Annotated in this window: 21 protein-coding genes; 10 read left to right on the top strand and 11 right to left on the bottom strand. The window is 38.6% G+C overall.

Going from position 1 to position 20,972, the window contains the following annotated elements:
• Positions 1-19: 19 nt before the first annotated feature.
• Positions 20-805: a 3-deoxy-manno-octulosonate cytidylyltransferase gene (gene kdsB / locus ACRZ9O_RS03040; protein ID WP_459456230.1), complete on the bottom strand. Its 786-nt coding sequence runs from the start codon at positions 803-805 to the stop codon at positions 20-22.
• A 31-nt stretch (positions 806-836) separates the two neighbouring features.
• Here kdsB and ACRZ9O_RS03045 point away from each other — a divergent pair, with 31 nt between their 5' ends.
• From ACRZ9O_RS03045 to ACRZ9O_RS03060, 4 genes are all read left to right on the top strand, one after another.
• Complete coding sequence (locus ACRZ9O_RS03045) at positions 837-1,496, top strand: hypothetical protein (RefSeq protein ID WP_459456232.1); 660 nt, start codon at positions 837-839, stop codon at positions 1,494-1,496.
• Complete coding sequence (locus tag ACRZ9O_RS03050; protein WP_459456234.1) at positions 1,483-2,343, top strand: septal ring lytic transglycosylase RlpA family protein; 861 nt, start codon at positions 1,483-1,485, stop codon at positions 2,341-2,343. Before ACRZ9O_RS03045 ends, ACRZ9O_RS03050 begins: the two co-directional genes overlap by 14 nt.
• 1 nt (position 2,344) lies before the next feature.
• The gene (locus ACRZ9O_RS03055) at positions 2,345-2,506 is read left to right on the top strand and encodes a hypothetical protein (RefSeq protein WP_459456236.1); all 162 of its coding nucleotides are present in this window, start codon (positions 2,345-2,347) and stop codon (positions 2,504-2,506) included.
• A 173-nt stretch (positions 2,507-2,679) separates the two neighbouring features.
• Positions 2,680-3,453 (top strand): TIGR02757 family protein, encoded by a 774-nt coding sequence (locus tag ACRZ9O_RS03060; RefSeq protein ID WP_459456238.1) that lies wholly within the window; start codon positions 2,680-2,682, stop codon positions 3,451-3,453.
• Positions 3,454-3,546: 93 nt separating this feature from the next.
• Here the strand turns inward: ACRZ9O_RS03060 and ACRZ9O_RS03065 are convergent, their stop codons facing one another.
• From ACRZ9O_RS03065 to ACRZ9O_RS03075, 3 genes are read right to left on the bottom strand one after another with little or no spacing between them, the layout of a single operon-like run.
• Positions 3,547-4,476: a hypothetical protein gene (locus tag ACRZ9O_RS03065; protein WP_459456240.1), complete on the bottom strand. Its 930-nt coding sequence runs from the start codon at positions 4,474-4,476 to the stop codon at positions 3,547-3,549.
• A gap of 24 nt (positions 4,477-4,500) precedes the next feature.
• On the bottom strand, positions 4,501-6,156 hold the full coding sequence (locus tag ACRZ9O_RS03070; RefSeq protein WP_459456242.1) for a SusD/RagB family nutrient-binding outer membrane lipoprotein: 1,656 nt from the start codon (positions 6,154-6,156) through the stop codon (positions 4,501-4,503).
• Positions 6,157-6,175: 19 nt separating this feature from the next.
• Positions 6,176-9,412 carry a SusC/RagA family TonB-linked outer membrane protein gene (locus tag ACRZ9O_RS03075; protein ID WP_459456244.1) on the bottom strand — a complete coding sequence of 1,079 codons (3,237 nt, stop codon included), beginning with the start codon at positions 9,410-9,412 and terminating at the stop codon, positions 6,176-6,178.
• A 438-nt stretch (positions 9,413-9,850) separates the two neighbouring features.
• Between ACRZ9O_RS03075 and ACRZ9O_RS03080 the strand changes: the two genes are divergently transcribed.
• A complete protein-coding gene (locus ACRZ9O_RS03080) occupies positions 9,851-10,729 on the top strand; it encodes an aldose epimerase family protein (RefSeq protein ID WP_459456246.1) in 879 nt (292 codons plus the stop codon).
• A gap of 33 nt (positions 10,730-10,762) precedes the next feature.
• A complete protein-coding gene (locus ACRZ9O_RS03085) occupies positions 10,763-11,653 on the top strand; it encodes a DUF3078 domain-containing protein (RefSeq protein ID WP_459456248.1) in 891 nt (296 codons plus the stop codon).
• On the opposite strand, the gene ACRZ9O_RS03090 is transcribed toward ACRZ9O_RS03085, so the two are convergent.
• Positions 11,654-12,544, bottom strand: coding sequence for a Ppx/GppA phosphatase family protein (locus ACRZ9O_RS03090; protein ID WP_459456250.1), 891 nt, complete (start codon positions 12,542-12,544; stop codon positions 11,654-11,656). It lies immediately after the preceding gene.
• Positions 12,541-12,822, bottom strand: a complete 282-nt coding sequence (locus tag ACRZ9O_RS03095) for an iron-sulfur cluster biosynthesis family protein (RefSeq protein ID WP_459456252.1) — start codon at positions 12,820-12,822, stop codon at positions 12,541-12,543. Before ACRZ9O_RS03095 ends, ACRZ9O_RS03090 begins: the two co-directional genes overlap by 4 nt.
• Positions 12,823-12,885: 63 nt before the next feature.
• Between ACRZ9O_RS03095 and porX the strand changes: the two genes are divergently transcribed.
• Positions 12,886-14,451, top strand: coding sequence for a T9SS response regulator signal transducer PorX (gene porX, locus ACRZ9O_RS03100; protein ID WP_459456254.1), 1,566 nt, complete (start codon positions 12,886-12,888; stop codon positions 14,449-14,451).
• Between the two features lie 2 nt (positions 14,452-14,453).
• Here the strand turns inward: porX and ACRZ9O_RS03105 are convergent, their stop codons facing one another.
• Positions 14,454-15,125, bottom strand: a complete 672-nt coding sequence (locus ACRZ9O_RS03105) for a cell division ATP-binding protein FtsE (protein WP_459456256.1) — start codon at positions 15,123-15,125, stop codon at positions 14,454-14,456.
• 17 nt (positions 15,126-15,142) lie between these two features.
• Positions 15,143-15,799: a fructose-6-phosphate aldolase gene (gene fsa, locus ACRZ9O_RS03110; RefSeq protein ID WP_459456258.1), complete on the bottom strand. Its 657-nt coding sequence runs from the start codon at positions 15,797-15,799 to the stop codon at positions 15,143-15,145.
• 181 nt (positions 15,800-15,980) lie between these two features.
• Here fsa and ACRZ9O_RS03115 point away from each other — a divergent pair, with 181 nt between their 5' ends.
• From ACRZ9O_RS03115 to ACRZ9O_RS03125, 3 genes are read left to right on the top strand one after another with little or no spacing between them, the layout of a single operon-like run.
• A complete protein-coding gene (locus tag ACRZ9O_RS03115; RefSeq protein WP_459456260.1) occupies positions 15,981-16,682 on the top strand; it encodes a tetratricopeptide repeat protein in 702 nt (233 codons plus the stop codon).
• A 1-nt stretch (position 16,683) separates the two neighbouring features.
• Positions 16,684-17,040: a transmembrane 220 family protein gene (locus ACRZ9O_RS03120; RefSeq protein WP_459456261.1), complete on the top strand. Its 357-nt coding sequence runs from the start codon at positions 16,684-16,686 to the stop codon at positions 17,038-17,040.
• 1 nt (position 17,041) lies between these two features.
• Positions 17,042-17,962 carry a sugar phosphate isomerase/epimerase family protein gene (locus ACRZ9O_RS03125; protein WP_459456263.1) on the top strand — a complete coding sequence of 307 codons (921 nt, stop codon included), beginning with the start codon at positions 17,042-17,044 and terminating at the stop codon, positions 17,960-17,962.
• A 53-nt stretch (positions 17,963-18,015) separates the two neighbouring features.
• Here the strand turns inward: ACRZ9O_RS03125 and ACRZ9O_RS03130 are convergent, their stop codons facing one another.
• From ACRZ9O_RS03130 to ACRZ9O_RS03140, 3 genes are all read right to left on the bottom strand, one after another.
• A complete protein-coding gene (locus ACRZ9O_RS03130) occupies positions 18,016-18,747 on the bottom strand; it encodes a LolA family protein (RefSeq protein ID WP_459456265.1) in 732 nt (243 codons plus the stop codon).
• A gap of 65 nt (positions 18,748-18,812) precedes the next feature.
• A complete protein-coding gene (locus tag ACRZ9O_RS03135) occupies positions 18,813-20,027 on the bottom strand; it encodes a TCR/Tet family MFS transporter (protein ID WP_459456267.1) in 1,215 nt (404 codons plus the stop codon).
• Between the two features lie 23 nt (positions 20,028-20,050).
• Positions 20,051-20,938 carry a sugar phosphate isomerase/epimerase family protein gene (locus ACRZ9O_RS03140; RefSeq protein WP_459456269.1) on the bottom strand — a complete coding sequence of 296 codons (888 nt, stop codon included), beginning with the start codon at positions 20,936-20,938 and terminating at the stop codon, positions 20,051-20,053.
• Positions 20,939-20,972: the final 34 nt, after the last annotated feature.

Genomic DNA, 20,972 nt, shown 5'->3' on the forward strand with positions numbered 1-20,972 from the left:
AAATATACCGCTTTAAAGGCTAAATTAGTCCCATTTTTTGAATATTTTCTAGATCCTCCGGAGAATCAATTCCTACCGTTTCAAATTGGGTTTCAATCGCCTTAATTCGAATACCATTTTGCACCCAACGTAACTGCTCTAAGGATTCTGCTAATTCTAAAGAGGTAGGTTTCAGTGCGCTTAATCCGGGTAAAATATCTGCGCGATAGGCATATAAACCAATATGCTTAAAAAAGGTGTGATTATTCAACCAATCTGATGGCTCTACCCCACGTAAAAAAGGAATGGTTTGGCGAGAAAAATAAATCGCATGACCTTCCGCGTCACAAATAACTTTAGGCGTATTCACATTAAAAAGAGTTTCCTGATCTGTGATTTTTTTAATCAATGTCAAAATAGGCGCTCCAGAAGTGAATCCGGCAGCTACTTCTCTCAACTGCTCGGGCTCGATGAAAGGCTCATCACCTTGAATATTGATGACATAATCAACTGATTCGCCTAATCGACTTAACACTTCAGCGCAACGATCAGTTCCTGTTAAATGCGTTTTAGCCGTCATCATCACCTCCGCACCGAAAGCTACACTAGCATCAAAAATACGCTCATCATCAGTTGCAACGACTATGCGATCAAAACCCTCTACCGCTTTCACACGCTCATAAGTTCGCTGAATCATTGGCTTTCCTCCTATATCAACTAAAGGCTTGCCAGGAAAACGAGAGGATGCGAAACGAGCCGGAATAATCGCGACTACCTTTTTGCCATAGAGCATAATAAATACGTTTTTTCGATAGATTTTTGCCAAATTTGCACATAATTTCCAAACATTCGATCCTTTGTCCACATTTTTTGAACATTCCTTTGCTGAACCTATTTGGAGTATCCGTTATTGGGGATCTGTTGAAGAACCTCGTTTATGGATTGAAACAAGGGGGAATGGAGAAGCTTTTTGGCATTCGCATCAACTAGGGACTAAATCGGTGCAGCTAATTGGCAAAGCTCCGTCCGATTATGCTCAATTAAACTTTATTCAAGGTTCAGAAAACGAAGCTATTTTTATCAAATTACAGCAAGCAAAAAACCCGGGTATTGAGTCTATTCAAACCTATTCGTTCGAGCCATTAAAATTGATTAAAGAAGAAAAACCGCGTCCTATTAGTACGGAAAATACCTTTACATTTCAAGTCCCACAGCATTTTGATGAAAGTCAAGAATATTTCAAAGACTTTCAAGCCTTCTTTCAAAAGCAATTCAACGAAACGATTGCGAAAGGCATAGATTATTTTGAAAGAAATGATAAGCTATGGTTTTCTTATTATCTTTACGATAATGGGTGGAAAAACTACCTTCGGGTATGTAATTTAGCTTTTGAGACAATTCTGTTAGAACAGATCGCTGAAGGAGATACCATCGGATTCCAAACCTTTTCGCTACTCAATGAACAATTGATTTTTATAAAGGATAAACTGAAATTGACTATTTATGAAAAATTATAGACTAACCCTACTAATCGCCTTTTTATTCACATTGCAGCTATCTTTAGAAGCAAGTAGCCTTGATTCTTTGGGATTAAAAAAGGAGAATAATAAGACATTTTTATTATTTAAAGTAGGTCCTAAGCAATCTCTTTTCTCTATCCTAAAGCGCTATAATTTATCCTTAAGCGAATTCAAATCTGCCAATGCAGACATACAAATTCCAGTAAAAACAGGTGAAATCGTTTACATACCACTGCATTATTTAGAGGAAAGTAACCCTGCACCTAAAGTTATCGAAGAAATAGTAGCTGAAACGCCGGTTAAAGATGCAGAGATACATATCGTAGCACCTAAACAAGGATTACTGTCTGTAGCTAATATGCATAAAGTAACCATGGCAGAATTGCGAAAATGGAATAATTTGACATCCGATCGTTTACAAGAAGGGCAACGATTAATCGTTTCTGATCCAGCTAGTTCAAACTCTACTATCTCTGTAGATAAATCAAGTTTATTACCTGCAAAAGCTGCTACAGTTCCTGCCACAACCTCAATAGAGGAGACAACACCTGTTAAAGAAAAAGGACCAGAGGATATCAAAAAGAAAATTGAAACAGGTATTGCTGAATTAATTGATGTACCTGATAACTCAGGAAAATTCCTTGCACTTCACCGTTCAGCCCCTATTGGAACCCTAGTTTTAGTTAAGAACCTAACCAACAATCAAAGTATTTGGGTAAAGGTAATCGGGCGCTTACCGAACGGGGATAGCAAAGTAATCATTAAACTATCTCCTAAAGCTTTTGAAAAGTTAAATGCAGTTGATAAGCGGGTTAGAGCTGAAATTTCTTATTTGTTGCAATAATATGAATAAAAGAAAAAGGCCTATTACTGCAGGTCATGTAGTTTTTGAGGTATTATTTATACTTTCATATCCCTTCATAGCTGCATTTTCGGTTGCTATTACGGTTTTAGTTTGGATCTTTTCACTTCCATCTCGTTTAGTTGCTTTATTCAGCCGAAAATAATTTCATAAAAATGGAGCCGTAATTAGGTGAATTTCGATTTAAAACCGCCCTGTATAAATCGAAACCTTTTCAAATACACTTTCTAATTAAGTCTTAAGCAAGAAAAGGAAATTCTCTATATAGGGAAAAGCCATTTCATCTTTCGAGGAAAAAAGACAGAAACCTCCTTCTATATGAATAGTCTTTCTAAAACTGAATTAAAAGAATTCCTTGATTATAAAGTAAATGAATTCAATAGACCTGAATTCATTGAACTAGATCCCATAAGTATTCCTCACCAGTTTTCATTAAAAGAAGATATCGAAATTGCAGCTTTTTTAACTGCCACTATTAGCTGGGGAAACCGAAAAGCGATACTGGGAGCTGCAAATCAAATGATTCAAATAATGGGTGAGAGTCCTTATGATTTTATTATGAATTGTGATGATTACAAGAGTGATCAAATATCTAAATTTTACTATAGGACATTTAATGGTATAGATTTCAGCTATTTTTTAGAGTCAATAAGAAATATCTATGTAAACCATGGAGGGTTAGAGAGTGTATTTAATGAATTGACTGCTAGCTATACAATTCAGGAATCCATCTCAGAGTTCAAAAATATATTCTTCGAGCTACCACATCCAAAAAGAACTCAAAAGCATGTTTCCGACCCAAGAACAGGGTCTGCCTCAAAAAGAATTAACATGATGCTTAGGTGGCTAATCAGAAAAGATAATAAAGGTGTAGATTTTGGCTTATGGAAGGAAATTAGCCCATCAAAACTCTCCATACCTCTTGATGTTCATTCAGGAAATACAGCACGAAAACTAGGTCTATTACAACGAGACCAAAATGATGCCAAAGCTGTAGTTGATTTAGATTCCATTTTAAGAGAATTTGAACCAATAGATCCAGTGAAATATGACTTTGCTCTATTCGGATTAGGGGTTATAGAAAAATTCTAAGTTCCATACCAATTTTCAAGAACCGTACTAGAAATAACAAAAAAAAGGCAACGTCAATAGACGTTGCCTTTTATAATCTTAGGATTTAACCTGTTACTTCAAAGTAGCCGGCCATGGTTTACCAGGGTTAGACTTAACAGCAACAGTACCGAACTCACCGTAAGTGTTTTTCCACTCAAAAGTAAGAAGAGCAGGAGTAACACTCTTAACAGTCATAGAGTAAGAATCACCATACTTATCTGCACCACTCATGGTCAACTTACCACAAGCATCACTGATTTTTACGTTACCTGATCCCCAAGTATCTGGATAACAACTATCCCATGCACCAAAGGTACCATCAGAAACTTTGTATGATCCAGGAGATGCAGCATCTGCCGTTAAAGTGATTTTTCCATTGTAAGTATTTCCGCAGAAAGTCTCCAATGCATCGAAATCATATGTACCTGCTAAATCAGAAGGACATACTACAGACGTTGGATACTGGAACGGAGAATCATAGAAAGGAGCACCTGCAACGTTAGTAGTGACATTGTCAGAAGAGAATACTCTTCCAGACTTATCTTTCAATACCAAACGGAATTCAAATACATCACCTCCACTAATACCCGCAGCGGTCAAACCTACTGCTGCAATAGCTTCTGCAGCTGTTACTTCAAAGGTTGATCTCAAGAAACGAGTATTATCGTTAGGCTTGAAATCAGCAGCTTGAAGTGTCTTCACTAGAACATCATTTGCAGGAGTGTATTTTAATCCTACACCTGCAATTAAACGTCTGTGCCGTACGCGAACTTCTACGGTCTGAACCGTCTTTCCATCTTCTTTATCTACTGCTTCAATGGTCAGCGCAAACTTAGAGCTAGCCAAATCAAAGAAGTTAAAGGTCGTGCTTGTTCTGGCAATAGTTCTCAAATAAGCTCCTGTATCAAAATCTTTGTATGGAACAGCAGGTTCCACAAAATCTCTACAAGAACTTAGAAAGATGAGCATAGTTGCCAACAATCCGAAACTATATCTTAGCATTTTCATATTTTCTAATTTTTAAGGTTAATAAATCCAAGGTGATGCAGGATTCTTATCCCAGAACACTTGAGTCGCTAGATTCTGTTTCTGAACTGCAGAAGTATTGGTCACAAGGTAGTTGTTAGGATACAAGAATGATCTAACAAAAACTCCCGTTACCGCTTCTAAACCAGGCTGCATACGAGATGGCTTACCAGTTCTTCTATACAAGTTATAAGCCTCCATACCATTACCATATAGTGACAACCAATACTCTCTTGCTACAACGTCTAATTTAGCGTCGTTAGAAGAAGCAGCATCAATCTGAGCACCTATATAGTTCTGATAGTTAGTTACACGTGAAGTGAAAGTAGCCGCAGGCTCAAAAGCCGTAATAGTAGCACCTTCAGCACCAGCAACTGCAAAAGCACGAACATAGTCCATATGCTTCTTAACACCTGATAGCATCAAAGTCTTTGCATCGCCTGTAGTTCCAAGAGTAAGAGCAGCTTCAGCTAACATAAAATCAACATAAGCAGCTAACATGATTGGGTGAATACCAGCACCTTTCATACCCAAAGCAGGGTTTGCAACTGGAGCACCTGAACTATTGTCAAAACGACCACCAGCAGGGAATGCACCATAAGCTGTACGTTTTAAACCATCGGGTGGTATACCGTCTGGATCTAAGTGATCACGACCCCAGTATCCTTTGTTACCAGCAGGATTACAGTAGCAATAGTTTCCAACTAAGTAGTGTGGAGGAGCAATCTGAGAAATACACTCTTGCTCATCTACGTTCGTCGTATTAGTCAATACTTGACGATACAAGTAGTAACGAACGCGAGGATCATCGAAACCTTTTTCAACAGTCAAATGGTGCATGAAATCCGTAGATTGGTAGTCACCACCACCGGCAGTATACTGACCAGCAAACTTAGGATGTCTAGAATCTGGATCTGCAGCTGTAGTACCAAAACGGAAAACGAAATCATCACCAGTTCCGATAAGTGTATTTGCTGTAATCAACTTATTAATCTCAGTCTTAGAAGCATCTGCATTTACTAAACGCGTATACAAGTAATACTTTAACTTAAGTGTATTAACAAATTTACCCCAACGTGTATAATTTCTAGCGTAAAAGTAATCGTTAGGTGTTCCACCTGAAGTAGTTGCAGCAAAGTGAACTGAAGCTTCATCTAACAATTTCAATGCCGCAGCATAGATAGTAGCACCATCATCTGTTTTAGGATTGAAATTAGCTGCATTCAATGCTTCAGTAAACGGAACATTACCATAGGTATCTACTAGATCCATCAAGACCATTGCCTTGATTGTCTTAGCTATACCCATGTGGCGTTGCAAATTCGACTTCTGTGCCAAAGGCAACAAAAACTCGACGTCCGCTAAAATGTTCGCATAAGCATTAGACCACGTTCCATTAGTAGAACCAGCTGAATAAGCTGCTTCATACAAGGCAGATCCTTGGTTAATTTGACGAGTCAAACGTGCACCACGATCTGATACACCATACCATAAACTTTGGTAGTTAAGCTGGATACTATTCAAAAGGAAATCAGGAGATGCAGTAGTTGCATTAACTGCATTCGGGTTTTCCAATAATTCATCCAGTTTCTCCGAACATGACGTTGCGAATACCATTCCGGCAACCATCGTCAGACCATATATAAATCTTTTCATTATCATTTTTAGTTTGGAGTTAGAATGTAAGAGTCAACGTTCCACCCAATCTACGAGAGCTAGGTCCAGTTACGAAATCAAATCCAAGTCCGTTACCTACACCAGTACCCAATACGTCAGTATCGAAGTTCATGTTTGGTGGGAAGTTAAGGGCAAGGAACCATAAGTTAGTACCGCTCAAAGCAAAAGATGCTTTCTTGAATGGAGTCTTAGACATCAATTTGTTAGGCAAGCTGTATGCCAAAGAAATTTCTCTCAAACGAATCGTAGATCCGTCAAATACGTTAGGCTCATCTGTAGCTCCCTGGTATCCAGAGAAGAAATAATCAGAAGCAGAAATTTGACGATCATTTTTGATGTAAATTGGCGTTCCATCTGGATTAGTACCATTTTGTCTTACACCAGGCATGATGAAAGTCATTTCACGATCAGCAACTGGATCCTTGGTTACACCACGAGCTAAAGTTGCCGTTACTGTATTAGACATTACTACACCTTTGTGACGGTATTCCATCATAGCGCTTAAGGTAAAACCTTTGTAAGAGAAGCTATTGATGAATGAACCAGTCCATTCCGGATTAGGATCACCTAATACTACAGGTTCGTTAGTAGGCTTATGTACACCAGTAGAAAGGATGATAGGCTGTCCTGTAGCAGGATCTCTATCAAAGCCAATACCTTTGATAACGTTAAATGGCTGACCAGGAACTGCGAAGTTACCTAAATCGGTAAATCCAGCCACTACTACTTCAGATAATCCACCACCTAATTCCATTACTAAAGTCTTGTATGTAGCCCAGTTTAAAGTAGAGTTCCACTCAAAACCACTTGCCGTAGATACTGGTGTTACAGTAGCTTGGAATTCAGCACCACGAGTTCTGATACGACCAATATTGATAGCAGTTGTTGTAAAACCTGTTGCTGGGTCAATCGGAGCATTCGTAATCAAATTCGTCGTGTTTTTCTCATAAATAGAGATATCAAATTTCAACTTATTGTTGAACATAACACCTTCCACACCGAATTCTGCCTCACCATGAAGCTCAGGCTTCAAGTTAGGGTTACCCAAGGTATTAGATACCGAGTGAGTAGCAGTCACAGATCCACCTACATCGAAAGCTCTAGCAGACTGAGCTAAGACATTACGTGTACTGTATGGGCTAGGATAACCCGCTGAAGTACCATAACCAAATCTCAACTTAAGGTATTTCAATGTAGAAGAACTCCAATCAAATGCCGTAGTAGGGATGAAAGATAAAGATCCTCCAGGATACAATACACTTCTGTTTTCTTTTTCTACTGTAGAAGTCCAGTCATTACGAGCAGACAAGTTCAAGAATAAGTAATCAGAATAGTCTAAAGTAATGTTAGTGTACAAACCATATCTACGCTCATCTACGCCATAGTTCATAGTACCACCTGAATAGGCATCATTACTAGAAGAGGTAGCGAAGTTAGAGTGTCTGAACAACCCAAAAGCCAATTGGCCTTGAGAAGCCACACCAGACTGGGCATAAGTATCAAAACGAGAGTTTGCACCAAATAAAGCAGTCATGCTGAATTTATCAGAAAAGTCTTTCTTCCAATTCAAGATTAAGTCTTGGTTCCAGATCGTATTATTAATATTAATGGTTCTATAGTAACCGTTTTTAGTTGCTAGGTTAGCAGTAGCACCACCTTTATTGTATAAGAGCTCTTGTAATTCAGAATAGGTATCTAGACCTAAACGATAAGTCACAGAGAAGTTATTGCTGAAATCATAGTTCAAAGAAGTCGAGTTGAAGAAACGACTCACGTTAGAAGTATTCTTGTAATATTTAACCAACCAGTTAGGGTTAGTGATATCGTTTCCACCTCTAAAGTAAACAGAGCTTTTATCTACAGGGTTCTCATACGGAAGGTTTTCTAAATCCACTGAACGTGGAGTAAACAATACGTGACCAAAAACAGAAGGAATATCAGATCCTGAACCATATGATGCGTTTGCAGGAGGAGAGATTAAATCAGTTTTAGCGAAAGTGAAAGAAGAGTTAACCGATAACTTATCAGTAATTTCAGATCTAACTCCTAATCCGAAGTTAAACTTCTTCATTTCATTTCCTGGAGTAAAGCCTTGTTCATCTGTATAACCAAAACTTGCATTATAGCTAGTCTTAGCCGAACCACCTGCTACTTGAACAGAGCTATTGGAAATTAAACCTTGTCTAAAGAAGATTTGAGAAGGATCCTTGTAAGCTTTGTATTCATACTTAATAGGAGTACCACCCACTTTACCATCTACCCAAAATTGAGGGAATGCCTCACGGACCGCCGCTACAGAAGAAGTAGCATAAGGGTGATTGATCAACAAACCAGTATTCATGCTCGGACCGAAGTTAGAGAAGAAGAAACCTGGAGCTTGCTGGAAACCGTTACCATATTCCATACCATAATCCGGTAAAGAGGCTGCCTTATTAAAGAATACAGACTGGTTGACTGTTACTTCAGCATCCTTTCTCTTAGATGCACCAGATTTAGTTGTAATCAAGATTACACCATTTCTACCTTGGTCACCATAAAGAACGGTTGCAGAAAGACCTTTTAATACAGACATAGTCTCGATGTTGTTAGGATCAATATCCAAGAAACGAGAAGATGTAGTTGCTCCACCAGTTGTAAATCCGTTCTGCGCGTTAGTAGAGGTATTAAATGGAACCCCATCCACAACGAACAACGGCTGGTTGTTACCAGTAGCTGATTTGTAACCACGGATAATCATGTTAGTACCAGATCCTGTCATACCATTGGTTGAGGTAATGTTTACCCCTGGTACCTTACCCTGCAATACGCGGGCAACGTCAGCTTCTGGACGATTCTCCAACTGTGTTTTGCTTACTGAAGTTACTGCGTAACCCAGAGCTTTTTTCTCCCTTGCAATACCGATCGCCGTTACTACCACTTCGGATAGTTGCGATGCATCGACTTTAAGGGTTAAATTGACTACGGACCGGCTACCAATTGCCTCTTCCTGAGCCTTAAGGCCTACGAAAGAAACAACCAAAACATCGGATCCCGCAGGAACGTTGATAGAATACTTACCATCCAAATCGGTGGTAGCACCCACTTTCGTCCCTTTCACGAGAACCGTTGCACCTGGCAACCCTTGACCGTTTTCCTCGGAAATTACCGTACCGGTAATCACCCGTTGTTGCGCTGAAACCTCAAAACTGAGGGTCATTGTTAAAACCGCAACAACAAAGAGTAAAGCTTTTCTCATAAGGTGTTTAGTTTAGTTTATGTTTAATTTATTCGAGCAAGGTATATTATTTATCGGTAAAATCAAAAAAAAATATGCTCAAAAAAAATCAAAAAGGTGTTATTAGGTAATTAAGTGACGATTAAATAATTCAATCTTAATCGTTTTATCAATCAAATAAGACTATTCAAAGTTTGAATAATACTCAATTTTAAAAATTTTCTCATACCTATTATATATATACTACATTCTCCTTTCATATGCGTATTTCATACCATGTTTTTGCTAAGAATAGAATTGACATAGAAAATAGCTAAAAAATCGCCTACACAATCCCGTTAAAATGGAAATAAAGAAATTATAAGGTAGGTTTTAATTTTAGGCTTTGGCCCTAACAGAAACTTTGCGCAATTTTGAAGTTAATCTACCTATATGGTAAAAGTAGTGAAGTAGAAAGCCATGGAAATAAGAAACATAACAACAAGGGATTACTTAGTAGTAGATGAAAAGGTAGGTGCGAGCCTAATTGAATTAAATCTTTCCGGAATTTCATTAATTGATTTACCTGGAAGTACAATACACCCTTTAGAAAGTAACCCTTTTCATCCAAGTGCACTCCTTAGCCCTTGGGTTAATCGCGTTCGCAACGGAAACTATTCCTATAAGGGTAAAAATTACCAATTACCCATTAATGAACTAGCTTTAGGTAATGCAATTCACGGTTTATTAGCAAGAGCGCCTTTCTCAATCAAACAACACGCAGAAAATTCTATCACCTTAGAGTGCGTATATGAAGGTGAAGAACTGAACTACCCCTTCCCCTTTATCTTTAGCTACACGTATAATTTACTAAATGAAGGTGGCCTTGAAATTACTTTCGAAGCAAAAAACACTGGGTCAACTTCTATGCCATTTGCTTGTGGCTGGCATCCCTATTTTAAATTCCCCGATACAGCAATAGCGGACTTATCCATCAATTTTCATCCAATTAGCCGTTTTTTATCAGATTCGCAGATGATTCCCTTAAAAGAAGAAAGTCTACAAGGGCAGACAGCGTTTATTTTCTCGAAAGAAAAAGTGGATCATGTTTTTAGACTAGAACCCCTTAAGAAGCACATCACAGAATTGAGAGACAACAAACACCAGCGATCATTGTTTTTGGAACAATCCTCCATTCAATTTCCATTTCTGGTTGTCTTTCAGCCTGAGGGATTTACTTCAGTAGCCATAGAACCGATGACTGCCAATACGGATGCCTTCAATACGGGGGATGGATTAATTGAATTGGAGCCATTAGAGGTCTTTTCAGGACAGATACGTTTATCCATTGGAAAATAAGCCATTCCTACAGGTTTTTTGTACCTTTGTCAAATGAAGTATAATTTGTTTTTCATTTTGTTGTTATTCATTGCTTTAGAGCCTGCATTAGCAGTATCTAAGGCTGATTCTACGGCAAATAAATGGAAACAAATAATGACCTCAGGCATTAACTTGAATCAATCGAGTTTTAGTGATAACTGGAAAGGTGGGGGAACAAATACCTTAGCCATAGGCTGGTATTTAAATCATACAGCAAACGTTTCCAATGAATCTTGGCGTTTGAATTCTGACCTTAATTTACAAGTAGGTTTTCTCCAAAATAAAACTCAAAGTCTTCGTAAAAATATAGACCGTATTGCCTATGAATTTAAGGCGGGTTATCGAATCAGCCCTAAATGGGACTTTTTCGGTTCGACTAACTTTCAAACACAATTCTTTAGTGGATTTGAATATGGGAAGAAAAACAAAGCAGGTGTTCCTGTAGACTCCCTTATTTCAAGCCTTTTTGCTCCTGCCTACCTAACTTCTTCGATGGGTTTAGAATACCATCCCGATAAATCTTTTTATACCCGAATAGGTATTGGTAGTTTACGACAAACTTTTGTCTTCGATCAAGCTATCTCTAGAGCAGGATTATATGGTTTAGAAAAGCCAGGCGACAATATTAGAAATCAATTCGTATTCCAATATTTAGTTAACGTGGACAAAGATGTTTGGGAAAATATCAATGTAAAAGCCCGCTATTCAGCCCTCATAGACTATTTTAGACTAACATTATCAAATAGTATTGTGCATCGATTAGATGCGAATATAACAATGAAAGTAAACAAATATGTCAGTACGAATCTGCAAATCGTATTATTCCGCGATTATGATCAAGACCCTAATTGGCAATTTTCCCAAGTATTATCGATGGGGCTTGTCTACCGAATAGAAAAATAATTATTTCTTTCTATTTAAATACCGGTCATAGAGCATTTGTAAAATACCGTCTTTCAGTCCTAAATCGGGTACCAAAATCGATTTACAACCAGCTAACTCCATCGCAGTCAAATAGATAGAAGCTGCTGGCACGATGACGTCAGCTCGGTCCGTATTTAAGCGAAGCTTATTGACACGGTCTTCAAAAGAGAAAGATCCTACATAGGCAGCCATCTCAAATAAAGCATCAAAAGTCATTGACTTCTCCTCTGTTCCGGGCTTAGATAAATTAAATAATTTGGCGATATTTCCACCTGTCCCAATTGCCTCAATTTCACCTGAGATTAATTCTTTCTGCTGCGAAATCCAATTACGCATTTTTTCCCAATCCCCCTCCTTCTCTGTGCCTTCTAATAAACGAACTGATCCTATTTTAAAGGATTTAGAGGCCAGCTTCTCCCGATGACGGTAGATATTTAATTCAGTACTTCCACCACCTACATCAATGTGCAGATAATTTTTCTTCGGATGCAACGATTGAACTACCACATCATTAATTAATTCTGCTTCGCGGCTTCCATCAATTAATTGGATTTTCATATCTAAAATCTTATGAATTCGAGTAATAATCTCGGCTGAATTAGAGGCTTCACGCATGGCTGAGGTGGCACAAATAGCGTAATCCTTCACTTCATGTAAATCCATTAATAACTTGTAAGCATGCAACAATTTAAAGACCCTTACCTCCGATTCAGGGGAAATGGAACCATCGCCAAACACATCATGACCTAAGCGAAGAGCGAAACGCACGTATTCGATCCGCTTAAAACTGATCACACCATCGTTCTCCAATACACTGGATATTTGAAGACGAGCGGCATTCGAACCGATATCTATGGCTGCAAATTTCATGATTTCGCGGGTTTATGAAGGTAAAAACCATTGCCTTGGGCTTCGTATGAAATCTCTGTTCCTAGGACAAATAACAATTCTCTTCGATCAATGATAACAGGAATATTTTCAATCAGGTATTCCTCGTCAAACTCAGTTTTAGCATCAAAGCCAAGTATAAATGTACCACCACATGTACCACCTCGCATTCCAACCCTAAGAAAAGGCTCAGGAAAAGAAAGTAGGCGCAGATTTTCAACCGCAGATTCCGTTAAATGAACAGGATAATCTATTAACATGTATTAACGAGGATTAAATGTAAAATTAGCTAATTTTATACTTGAAAGGTAAATAAAAGAAGAATGACGTATAAAATACTTTGGGCAGACGATGAAATCGATTTATTGAAACCCTATATTTTGTTTTTAGAGAGCAAGGGATATGAAGTTTATACGGTTAATTCAGGGGCTGATGCACTTGAATTAGTAGAGACGCAGAAGTTCGACATTTTATTCCTAGATGAAAATATGCCAGGAATGTCTGGATTAGAGGTCTTATTGCAAATCAAAAAGATCCGTCCTAACCTTCCCGTTATCATGATTACAAAATCAGAGGAGGAAGAATTAATGGAGGATGCTATCGGTTCTAAGATAGCAGATTACCTCATCAAGCCACTGAATCCCAATCAATTATTACTTTCAGTTAAGCGTATATTCGATAAGAAAAGACTGGAAGAAGGGAAAACGAATATTACGTACCAACAAGAATTTTTGGCCTTATCAATGCAATACCAGGATCATTTAAATGCCAAAGAATGGTCTGAAATCTACGAAAAACTTGTGTATTGGGAGCTCGAAATAGACACCACCGAAAATAAATCGATGGCTGAAGTTTTGAACAACCAAAAAAATGAGGCAAATGCCCATTTCAGTAAATTCATTGAAAAAAATTACGAAGATTGGTTGCAAAAACCTGATGCAGAAACCCCCGTTTTATCACACTTGATGCTTCGTAAACACGTATTTCCGAAAATAAACGATAAGAGTCCACTTTATTTTATTTTAATCGACAACTTACGTTTTGACCAATGGAAAACGTTGGATAAATACATCCAAGAATACTTTCAATTAGAACAGGAAAACAAGTATTATTCCATCCTTCCCACCACAACCGCCTATGCCCGAAATGCTATTTTTGCCGGTATGATGCCGTCTGAAATTGCAAAAAAATATCCTGATAAATGGGTATATGATATAGGTGATTCGGAAGATGAAGAGGGATATAATAAACAAGAAGAATTCTACCTACAAGAACAACTAAAGCGCTTGAAAATCAACGCTAAAAGCTCCTATCACAAGATTATTCACCAATACCAAGGAAAACAGTTAGTCGACAATTTCAATAAATTAGCCACCAATGATTTAAACGTCATCGTCTATAATTTCGTGGATATGCTATCCCACGCACGCACAGACATGGCCATGATTAAGGAATTAGCCCCAGACGAATCTGCTTATCGCAGTTTAACAGCCAGTTGGTTCCAACATTCTCCCCTATTTGATCTGTTAAAGAAGATCGCAGAGAAAAAAGGGCGTGTAATCATTACGACGGATCACGGGATGATTCGAGTACAAAACCCAGTTAAAATCATTGGTGATCGCAATACGAATACGAATTTGCGCTATAAGCAAGGGAAAAATTTAAATTGGGATGCAACCAATAAAATGATGGTTTGCAGGAAACCAGAGAACATTTTCTTACCGAAACCGAATGTCTCTACCACCTATGTTTTTGCTAAAGAAGACAATCTATTCGCTTATCCCAATAATTTCAATCAATACGTAAACCACTATAAAAATACATTCCAACATGGAGGTATTTCACTAGAAGAATGTATCATTCCAGTGGTTTACTATACAGGAAAATAAGATTAAAGACTGCTTACAGGGAAGATTTTACCTCCTTCGCATTTCAGGATTTTACCTGGGACTTTAGCCATCGTATTGTAATCATGACTAGCCATGATAATCGCCATGCCGCTTTGATTTAATTCTTTGAATAATTGCATAATTTCCAAAGAAACCTCTGGATCTAAATGCCCCGTAGGCTCATCAGCTAGCAATAGCATCGGATTATTCAGAATTGATCGGGCAATACAAATACGTTGTTGTTCTCCACCTGAAAGACGGTGAATACGCTTGTTGATGGCAGAACTCATTCCCACGCGCGCTAAAACCTCCTCAATCTTGAATCGAATTTCATCTTTATTCGTATGACCAGTAGCCTCTAAAACAAAAGATAAATTCTTCTCAACATTGCGATCAGTCAACAATTGAAAATCTTGAAATACAAAGCCTAATTTGCGCCTTAAGAAAGGCACCTCTGAACGCTTAATCGTATTCAAAGAATAGCCTGCAACGGAGGCAATTCCCGATTCAAGGCCAATTTCCGCAATGATACTGCGAAAAAAAGTACTCTTCCCACTACCTGTTTTGCCGATCAAATAATAAAATTCTCCTTCATTAATCGTTAAATTAATGTCTTCGAGTGTGTTAACACCTTCTTGTGAAATACTTACTTGTTCAAAAGATAAAACAGACATAAAATCGCCTAGGTTAATTATGAATTCGCTTTTGCGTGATCAGCTAAAAATTGGGCTAAACCAGTATCAGTTAATGGGTGCTTCAAAAGAGCTAACATCGCTGACAATGGACCTGTCATGACATCAGCAGCTGCTTCAGCACATTTAATGATGTGCATGGGATGACGTACAGAGGCTGCTAAGATTTGTGTATCAAATTCGTAGTTATCGTAGATCAAGCGAATTTGCTCTATCAATTCGATACCATCAAAAGAAATATCATCTAAACGTCCAATGAAAGGGGAAACATAGGTTGCACCTGCTTTCGCTGCTAATAAAGCTTGACCGGCTGAAAATACAAGCGTGCAATTGGTTTTTATACCTCTTTCAGAAAAATATTTCAAGGCCTTAATACCGTCCTTGATCATTGGAATCTTAACTACAATTTTATCATCTAGCTCAGCTAATTCTTCGCCTTCACGAATCATTCCCTCGTAATCAGTCGCAATTACTTCGGCAGAAACATCACCGTCTACGATATCACAAATCGCTTTGTAATGACGTAAAACGTTATCTTTTCCGGTAATTCCTTCTTTAGCCATTAAAGAAGGGTTCGTTGTAACGCCGTCTAAAACACCTAAATTCTGTGCCTCTTTAATTTGAGCTAGGTTTGCTGTATCAATGAAAAATTTCATAGGTCAGATTTTTTATAACAAAAAAATGGCAAATTCACCGCTACGACCGACCTACCCTTGCTTCGATCAAGACCTGGGGGATTCAGCGGGAGCTGGTAATTTGCCGTCACAAATATGATAAAAAAGCTGCTTTTTTCAAAATATATATCGTTTTTTTGGAATAGCCCCTTAACTTTAAAAGATGAAAAAATTGATATTATTTCTAAGCCTTAGTTTTGCTTGGGCTTGCTCAACGTCAGGTGAGGCTTGGTTAGACGAGGCGAAAGCCAGATTGAAGAAAGGGGAAACAGTTTCCGCAAAAGAGGCGCTCCAGAAAGCGATTGAAAAAAATCCGGGTTTAGCTGAAGCGTATAACCTCAAAGGGGTCATTCTATTTCAAGAAAAAAATTATCCTGAGGCAGAAGCTGCCTATCGTAAAGCCATCGAACTAAAACCTTCCCTATATACTGCTCAGCTTAATCTAGGGGCAGTTTTGATGGAACAAGGAGTTTGGGATAAAGCCTTAGCTCCTACAGATAAAGCCATCACAGCTCAGCCAGATTCAGGCGCAGGATACCTCCAAAGAGGGATCATTCAAGCAGCTTTAGCTGATCCAGCAAAAGCTAAGATCGATTTTACTCAAGCCATCAAATTAGCCCCCAAAGACATCAATGCCTATTATAACCGCGGAAACATTTTGTTTCAAGAAGAAAATTATGCCGAAGCTATAGCTGATTTTGCGAAGGCCGCAGAAATTGATCCAACCTTTGGAAAATCCTATTACGCTTTAGGCCTGAGCTATATAAAATCGAAACAAAACGATAAAGCTTGCCTTGCTTTCCAACAAGCGCAGAAATTGAACTATCCAGGTGCAGCCGAAGCAGTAAAAAACCTATGTAATTAAGATGAAAAAGGCACAATTAGTTTTGGGAGGTTTATTTGGACTAGTATTTTTAATGTTCACTTATTGGCAATTAAATGATCCAGACCCCATTTTGTGGGTTCCGGTTTATGCTACGGCAGTTTATACGTCATTACAAGCGATGCGTGGTAAAACTAATCCCGAACTTCTACTCATTTTATTTTGCTTATCCTTCTTCGCAGGATTGCAATTATGGGTCGAAATGACGGCCTGGGAGGGATTCTTAACCGATGGTTTAAGCATGAAGACGCATAATCAAGAATTAGCAAGAGAAGCAGTAGGTCTTTGGATAGCAACCGGTTCTTTTGCTTTGTTTTACGGACTAGAAAAAATGAAATAAAATGTTAGAACTTGGATTTGTCTCTGCGATTCTTCCTACTAAAAGCCTATTTGAGGTATTAGACTACGCAAATCAACAAAATTTTGCGTGTGTGGAGGTCATGTGTTGGCCTGCTTCGTCTAAAGACGCGCGCAGGTATGCAGGAGTTTCTCATATAGCTGTGGATGAAATGACTACAGAAGATTTATTGAGCTTAAAAGAGAAATTAGCACAGCATCCGGTCAAAATATCAGCTCTTGGCTATTATCCGAATCCATTAGATCCGGACGAAACTCAAGCTTCTTTTTACCGCGAGCACATCAAAAAAATCATCAAGGCTGCGGCCATATTAGGTATATCGCGTGTTAACACCTTCGTAGGACGTGATTACACGAAGAATGTGTATTATAATGTAGGAAAATTTGCAGAAGTTTGGCCTGAAATTATTGCCTTAGCTGATACGTTACAGATCAAAATAGGGATTGAAAATTGCCCCATGTTTTTTACGGATGATGAATGGCCGGGTGGAAAAAATTTGATGACGACGCCTAAGATTTGGGATGAATTATTTACGATTATTCCATCGCCAAATTTTGGCTTAAATTATGATCCATCACATATGGTTTTCCAAATGATGGACTACACCTACCCTATCTATTCATATGCAGATCGGATTCACCATGTGCATTTAAAAGATGTGAAAGTGTATCCAGAGAAGTTAAATCGGGTGGGGATTTTAGCCAATCCATTGGAATACCATTCTCCTAAAATTCCAGGTTTAGGTGATATTCATTGGGGAAAGTTTATCTCAGCATTGAATGATGTACGTTACCGAGGCCCCATCGTCATCGAAGTAGAAGACAAGGCTTATGAGGGTTCGGAAGAGGATATTGATAAAGCGATTCGAAGTGCTCGGAATCACATTCAGCAATTTTTACCCTAAAAAAAAGGGCTTCATCACTGAAGCCCTTTTTTAATTCAGCAAAAAACGCTTGATTATTTGCTTGGTTTTGCAAAAATAACTGGATCAATTGTTGGATTAATCTCCACTGAAACCGTTTCCACTGTCATCATGCCACCCATTGGATTAGCTGTTTCCACCGTGTGAGGGAAAGCTAAACCGTTGACCATTTTATAGTTCGAGAAGCTAACTTCTGAATCTATTTCTTGGCCATTTGCTTGAACTTTTGCCTGTGTCTTCACTACGAAATTAGTGGCAGTAGAAACGTAGACTTTACTATCTTCGCCAGAAGGCTTTGTAACCGTTAACAGATACACATCAGCACCATCTAATTTCTCCTTAGATACTAACTCGATCTTATAACCGTCTTTTTTTGCATTCGTTAAAATAGAACCTAATGTCTTTTGTGAGCTTGACATCTTTACTTGTTCACTAGGCATATCTTCAGGCTCACCCGTTCCACCCATCATGGCAGGGCGATTCATCCAACCTTTGTCTCCGTCAATTACAGTAATGATTTTATTTCCCATTACTTCCACCTCTTGACGAAAAGACTTACCAACCACTAAGGACGTCTTGCTTTCAATGTCCATTCCTTGAACATTAAACTTATTCTTTACCACAGCTGTTTTCACAGTTGCCCATTTATCGGCACCACCCATAGCGGCTTCGTGTTTAGCTAAAATTTCCTCTGTCGATTGAGCAAAGGCTACATTAGCTACAAGCATTACTGCCACAAGGCAGATTGATTTGATCATTGTTTTCATTTAAAAGGGGTTTATTTTCGAAAGTTAAGGTAAAAAAGCATAGCTTAATTACCGTTCATCCTTTTTTAAGCGTGTTTCTTGGGGATAGAGCGCATCACGATAAACCAACCAATGAGTACTAATATGGCGGCCATAAAGAAAGCAGCACCAGGAAATAAGATAGGGGCTTGTTCTGATGCAAAATAGGCAAACAGATTGGAGGCTAATAAGGGCCCAAAAATCGTCGTAATCGACTGTAAACTGGTTAAACCACCTTGCAACTCACCTTGTTCATCAGGACCTACTTGTTGGGTAATGAGACTTTGTAGTGCTGGTCCTGCAATTCCTCCTAATCCGAAAGGAATCATAAAGGCGTACATCATCCAAGACTTAGTGGCATAAGCAAACATAAAGAAACCAATTCCGTACAGGAGTAGACCGTAGGAGATCGCTCGTATTTCCCCCAATTTGGGCAAAATAACACGTGCCAATCCTCCTTGCACAATGGCAACAATTAAACCCACAAAAGCCAAGGAATAACCTACCTGATCCGGAGTCCAACCAAATACCTTCATCGTAAAATAGGACCAAGTGCTAGGGTGCACCTGACCAGCTAATTGTAAGCAGAAAAAGCCACCCACTAAACCGGCAATAAGGGGGTATTTTGTTAAGTTTTTTAAGGAACCTAAAGGGTTTGCACGTCTAATATCAAAGGGACGGCGATTCGATTTTGCTAGGGATTCAGGCAAGACAAAATAGCCATAAATTCCATTAATCAAGGTTAAACCAGCGGCTGCAAAGAAAGGAATTCGGTCTCCATAAGAGGCTAATATACCGCCTACGGCAGGCCCAATGATGAATCCTACACCAAAAGCGGCTCCCACTACCCCAAAGTTCTTAGCGCGATCTTCCGGCTTAGAAACATCCGCAATATAGGCTTGAGCGGTTGTAAAACTAGCTCCAGTAATCCCAGACATAATTCGCCCGATAAATAACCACAGGATATTGGGGGCAAAAGCTAAAACTAAATAATCAATCGTGAATCCAAATAAAGAGGCTAAAATCACGGGGCGACGACCCACTTGATCAGATAATCCACCTAAAACAGGTGAAAACAGGAATTGCATAATGGCATAGGAAGCCATTAACCAGCCTGCATATTGGGAGGCTACTGAAATATCACCGCCTACAAAACCTTTGATTAAGGTGGGTAAAACGGGGATAATTAAGCCGATTCCAAGAACGTCAATTAATAAAGTGATGAAGATAAACCCAATTGCAGGATCCTTTTTACTCGCCATTTGATTTTAAATTAGGCTGCAATTTAAGAAAAAGGATACTGAATTTTAGATTTTAAAAATTCCTTACTCGTTTCTGCACAACTTAGTGGTGTTTTACCTGTATCAGGGACAGAATCTAATTCCACAATGGCAAAGCCCTTAAACTTGATTTTATCCAAGTTGGCGAATACCTCTTCTAAATTAACTTTTCCTTGTCCTAATTCGACAAAACGGTAGCGAGGCTCTGTTTGGCGCACATCTTTCATATGCAAAGAGTGTAACACTTTGCGGTATTTCAAGACTGCTTCCGCTGGATTTCCTCCGCCTTGGAAATAGTGTGCCACATCTAAAAGCAATTTGATCTTCGAAGAGTCCATGTGGGTTACCAATAAATCAACCTCCTCTGGTGTTTCCCCAAACTGGTCCATGTGGTTATGGTAGGTAGATTGAATGCCAATTTCTTTCGTTTTAGCACCAATTTCATTCATTACCTCTGCTAAACGAATCAAGTCTTTTTCCTCCGGCTTTACCCCTTTCTTACGTAGGGAATTAGTCAATTGAATCGAAGTTCCTCCTAAGGCATTCACAAATGCCGCGTGCTTAACGTGCTGAGCAATAGATGCTTCTACTTTAGCCGGATCTATTTCGACATTACCACTTGAAAACATGCATAATTGCAATCCCGATTGCTCTAATAGTGTTTTTAAGGCAGCCGTATTGTCTTTGTATTTTGCGAAGGTATTCGCACGCAGTTGAATTCCTTTAAATCCTAAGCCAGAAATATCTTTAATTGCCTGCTCATCTTGCCCACTCCAGGTAATAGCTGAATAACCTAATGAATAGGATTTTTTAGCAGCAAAAAAGGAAATGGGAAGTGTGGATGCTAAAGTAAAAAAAGCTGATTTAGCTAAAAATTCGCGTCTAGTTTTCATATGAATAGGTTTTATTGTAAAAGCTTAATCTCAG

It is taken from the genome of Aquirufa sp. HETE-40SA (genome assembly GCF_054558635.1).